General features: G+C 53.5%; 7 protein-coding genes. 2 read left to right on the top strand and 5 right to left on the bottom strand.

The annotated features are described in order from the left end of the window. Both metG and ACOYIE_RS09370 read right to left on the bottom strand, forming a co-directional pair. Positions 1-1462 (bottom strand): methionine--tRNA ligase (gene metG / locus ACOYIE_RS09375; protein WP_433412599.1); only part of this gene is annotated, 1462 nt, incomplete at its 3' end. A gap of 65 nt (positions 1463-1527) precedes the next feature. Then, positions 1528-1707: a hypothetical protein gene (locus tag ACOYIE_RS09370; protein WP_433412597.1), complete on the bottom strand. Its 180-nt coding sequence runs from the start codon at positions 1705-1707 to the stop codon at positions 1528-1530. A 559-nt stretch (positions 1708-2266) separates the two neighbouring features. Here ACOYIE_RS09370 and ACOYIE_RS09365 point away from each other — a divergent pair. Further along, complete coding sequence (locus tag ACOYIE_RS09365; RefSeq protein WP_433412595.1) at positions 2267-2542, top strand: hypothetical protein; 276 nt, start codon at positions 2267-2269, stop codon at positions 2540-2542. 308 nt (positions 2543-2850) lie between these two features. Beyond that, positions 2851-3012 (top strand): hypothetical protein, encoded by a 162-nt coding sequence (locus tag ACOYIE_RS09360; protein WP_433412593.1) that lies wholly within the window; start codon positions 2851-2853, stop codon positions 3010-3012. Positions 3013-3136: 124 nt separating this feature from the next. Here ACOYIE_RS09360 and ACOYIE_RS09355 read toward each other — a convergent pair whose 3' ends face one another. The 3 genes from ACOYIE_RS09355 to ACOYIE_RS09345 form a co-directional block, all read right to left on the bottom strand. Further along, entirely contained in the window at positions 3137-3574 is a 438-nt protein-coding gene (locus ACOYIE_RS09355) for a hypothetical protein (RefSeq protein ID WP_433412591.1), read from the bottom strand. 102 nt (positions 3575-3676) lie between these two features. Further along, positions 3677-4624: a hypothetical protein gene (locus ACOYIE_RS09350; protein ID WP_433412589.1), complete on the bottom strand. Its 948-nt coding sequence runs from the start codon at positions 4622-4624 to the stop codon at positions 3677-3679. Positions 4625-4645: 21 nt separating this feature from the next. Beyond that, positions 4646-4878 (bottom strand): hypothetical protein (locus ACOYIE_RS09345; RefSeq protein WP_433412587.1); only part of this gene is annotated, 233 nt, incomplete at its 5' end.

The raw sequence follows: 4878 nt of genomic DNA, 5'->3' as shown, positions 1-4878 counted from the left end.
CAAGGCTTTCCACGCCCTGATCCGCCGCGTTCAGCTGCGCAAAAATCTTATCCGCGGTTTCCGGCAGATAGGGGCGCAGCATGGTTGCCGCAAAGCGGATGGACTCCAGCAGGTTATACAGCACGGTGCCCAGACGGCCCTTTTTGCTCTCATCCTTCGCCAGCGCCCACGGCATGGTTTCGTCGATATACTTGTTCGAGCGGCGCAGCAGCGTGAACACCTCGTCGATGGCGTCCGCTACATGCAGGTCGCTCATGCGCTTCTCCACCGCTGCCGGCAGGCCAAGCGCGACAGCCTTCAGCTCCGCATCCACCGGCTCTGCGTCCGACGGTGCGGGCACAATGCCGCCGAAATACTTCTTGGTCATCGCGATCGTGCGGTTGACCAGATTGCCGAGCACATTGGCCAGCTCCGCGTTGATGCGCTCACAGATCAGCTCATAGGAGATCACACCGTCATTTGCAAACGGCATCTCGTGCAGCACATAGTAGCGCACTGCGTCCACACCGAACAGACGCACCAGATCATCCGCATAGATCACGTTGCCGAGCGACTTGGACATCTTGCCCTCGCCCACGAGCAGCCACGGGTGGCCGAACACCTGCCGGGGGAGCGGCTCGCCCAGCGCCATCAGGAAGATCGGCCAGTAGATCGTGTGGAACCGGATGATATCCTTGCCGATCAGATGCACGTCAGCCGGCCAGAATTTCTTGTAGTGCGCATCATGGTTGCCGTCCGGATCGTAACCGCAGAACGTGATATAGTTGGTCAGCGCGTCCAGCCAGACATAGACCACATGGCCTGGGTCAAAGTCCACCGGAATGCCCCACGAGAACGAGGTGCGGTATACGCACAGATCCTGCAGACCGGGCTTTAAGAAGTTGTTGACCATTTCGTTTTTGCGGGACTCGGGCTGGATGAACTCAGGGTGCTCCTCGATATGCTTCATCAGGCGGTCTGCGTACTTGCTCATGCGGAAGAAGTAAGCTTCCTCCTCCGCGTCCACCACCGGACGTCCGCAGTCAGGGCAGCAGCCGTCTACAAGCTGGGATTCGGTCCAGAAGGACTCGCAGGGCTTGCAGTATTTGCCCTTGTAGCTGCCCTTGTAGATATCGCCCTGATCGTACAGCTTTTTGAAGATCTTCTGCACCTTTTTCTCGTGCATGGGGTCGGTCGTGCGGACAAACTTATCATAGGTGGTATTCATCAGGTCCCAGATCTCCTTAACCTGCCCCGCCACATTGTCCACATGCTGCTGCGGCGAAATACCGGCCGCCTCCGCCTTTTCCTGAATCTTCTGGCCGTGCTCGTCCGTTCCGGTCTGGAAATATACGTCATAACCGGTCATGCGCTTATAGCGCGCGATCGCGTCAGCCAGCACGATCTCATAGGTGTTGCCGATGTGCGGCTTGGCCGAGGTATAGGCGATCGCCGTTGAGATATAATAGGGTTTCTTATCCATTCTTTGTTCTCCTTTATGCTCCAATTATTGATTTCTTTTGCTATTCTGCGCCGGTGCGCCGCCGGTTATTTCCGCCAGCGGGTACAGATGAAAAAAACAAGCTGCACCAGTACGCCCGCCAGCACAGCGGCCAGCACACCGCTGAACACAGCGACGAGGGGTTCTGCATTCGGTCCCAGGCCAGTCACCAGCCGCAGCACAAAGGCCGCCAGCATGACCAGAACGATAACTGCGTTTTTCTTCATGCGCCTTCTCCTTTCAGGACCGCACAGCGATACAAAAAAAGCCCTCCTCCCGAATGGTCGTTCCATCCAAGGACGAGAGCCTGCCGCTTCCGTGTTACCACCTTGCTTCGCCCGCACCTCACGGTGCGAACCTCTGCGGGTACTGCCATACCCCGACCCGATAACGGTGGTCTTCCGCCGCAGCCTTACCGCATCCTTTGCGGCTCGGTACGGAGCTCCAAGGCCATTTTCCGCCGCGCCCTCCGCATCCCGCTCGCACCATTCGGGATTCGCTTTGCCGTTCTGCGCCGCGTACTTTCCTTTTCATTGCCGTTTTTTATCTGATTTGGATTTATTATAGCACTGACGCTATTTGCTGTCAAGCTACGGGCATCTGCCTCCCTTTTTACTTTTGGACTGATGGAGCATAGCTTCGTAGCTTTCGCTAAAACGCCCCATTTCCAAACATTGAAAGAAGCATAAAAGTATTGTATACTGTATGATGTAAGAAGGTTGGGACATTTGACAATTTTTGCGTCTATATAGGAAAAAATGCACTTTGATAAAGGAGTGTGACTGCATGGATTGGTGGAATATTTTGATATTTGGAGTAATACCTGTACTTTCTGTGTTACTCATTTTCTTTGTTAAAAAGAAGTTCTTATGGGTAGCACCATTGATCTCAACAGGTTTGTCTGTTGCCATTAGTATGATAGCAATGCCTTCGATTTTAAGCGACAACGAACACAGTGCAATGTTTTGGGGAATATCTATCCCTATTCACCTCATGATCGTTGTTATTCTGACTGCGATTGCCTATCTTGTGGCATACATACTTAAAAGAAAGCAGAAGTAAACTAAGTTCAGATTGTTGAAAGAAATACTGACTGATAGGAGCAAGATTGAAATACACCTTACTCCTTTTCATTTACCTTCGGGTATTCACAAGGTCCCACGAGATTTCAAAGTCCTGCGGATCCTTTTCTTATGTTTAGAATTCTGGTATTTCGACGAATGAATTGTTAGGCAAGCCTAAACCAGTCCAACGGGTAAAAGGGAGGCGGCTGCTCTGCCGGTCTTTACCAGCCATGCATTGCACGAAGCGGAAAACCATGATAAAATAAGCTGAAAAACCGGCTCAGACCCGAAAGGAGACAGCAAACGATGGACGCGGCAAAAAATAAAAACTATGTAATTTGTCCCCGCTGCAAACAGGAAGTTTACAAAGAAGTGATCACCTGTCCATTTTGCCGCTTTGGTATTATGGCATGGCTTGCGGGAAAAATTGATGAAAACGGAGATGCAACAGAAAGCAAATCCGAATAAAATTCAGTTTATTGCCCCATACGCTTTATGATAGAAAACCTCCCTCTGTCCTTTCGGCAGAGGGAGGTTTTTATATCCTGTATTCGTCTAAAGAAGAATTGTGAAGCGCCTGCCGCACAGGAGCTTATTCGCTCTGCTCTTCGTCCATTTCCCTGTCAATCTGTTCTGCAATCGCGTGATCGAGCCCAATGCTGTAAAAAACCGAAATGGTAAGCACCACTGCAAAAATAACCGCAGCCCAAACTGGGATGACAATGTCAAATAGCAGCCGGACGGCCAGCGCGGCTGCAAAAAAGCCCCCCGCAATCACCCACGGAAGATTGGTTTTCACCGCCGCGTATTTTCCAAACATCTGCCGCGATACATTTCCATACTCTGCTGCAATTCTCTGCTGGCGCGCGTTTTCCGCCTTGGAAAATCCGGCATGCAGAAACTTTACCGCCAGCGCAAGCGAAACTGCCCATTGCCACCAGTCTCCTTCTATGATACCCAGCGCAAACAGTGGCAGCGGACAAAGAAAAACAATTCCCCAAATAAAGCTGCTTTTATTCTGTATTTTCATAGCGCCCTCTTACTGCATCATGCTCCTGTTATCCGCTGTCAGCGGCTTTCCGTTTTCGCACCGAAACGCCGCCGGCCGTTTTTTGCAAAGGCTGCCGTCTGCTCACTGCTCCGGTTCGCCGTCAGACTGCTCCCCGCTCCCCTGCTGCGCAAAATATTCATACAGGCCGACAAACGACGTCTTGCCGTATGCCATTGTAAACGCGCCCAGCGTCAGTCCAATACACAGCGCCGCTACCCATGCAGCGGCCGCCACTGCCGCCCCCATGCTGCCGCCGATTGCATGCAGTCCGTATGTTCCCAGCCAGGCGCATACGCTGACCACCGCATACAGCAAAACACCCCACGGCGCAAAACTCAGCAAAAAGGCAAGCACACTGCCATAATGCCCTTTGAATACGCGGCTTCCCGCACGCGATGCCGCCCATACGCCGCACTGCGCGTCTTGCTGCACAATCACCCAGCCCGCGCTGTATGTCATCAGTTTCACGCAAATCAGCAGAACCGCTATGAAAAATGCCGCATACAAGGCCAGCAGGCCAGCATATCCGGCCGCGCTGTTCGGATTCCACATCAGCGCAGCGGTCAGCGCGCCTGCTGCCCCCACAAATACAAGCGCCGGAATCGCCAGCCACAGCAGCGCACGAAACAGCAGGCAAAACACCATGCGAATCCCCAGCCAGATATCCCCCAGCGAGGCAAACGGGCGCAGCAGCGTACATATATCCGGCTCCCTGCCGTGCCGCAGACCGATGTAAAACCGCATCATGCCGTAGTTCAGCGGTCCCGAGACGACCAGCATCAGAAACAGCACACCCCACACGGCGTCCACGCCGCCTGTCAGCGCGCGGCTGATGCAATAAGCATCCGCGCACCCGACAGCCGCCAGCGCCAGCACCCTGCCAAACAGCAGCGCATACAGCAGCACGGACAGCAGCGCAAACGGCGCCATATACAGCAGCTGTACGCCAATGCAGCGCCCCAAATTTTCCGTTACCCGTGCTCTGCATTCCCGCTTGATAAATTTTCTGACCTGTGCGGTGTAACGCATTGTTTTCCTCCCGCGCTTTATTTATTCCTCTGTTTCACCGGCGGCGGCATCTGTTGCCGGTTCGGTTTCTCCGTCCGGCTTTGTGCCTTCCCCTTGCTCGGGATCGCCTTCCTGCGTTTCCGGCGGTTTTTCCGGCGCGATTGTGCCGACATAAACCACTTTATCCCGCTTGATATAGTGCGAGGTGTTGGCCAGCACTTCAGTCGTCTTTCCGTTCTCCGTTACCTGTTTATAGGTGCGGGTAGAATAGCCGG

It is taken from the genome of Agathobaculum sp. (assembly GCF_050946325.1).
GTDB lineage: Bacteria > Bacillota > Clostridia > Oscillospirales > Butyricicoccaceae > Agathobaculum.
The sequence above is the reverse complement of the archived record's forward strand: the minus strand, read 5'-3'. Positions and strand labels throughout refer to the sequence as shown.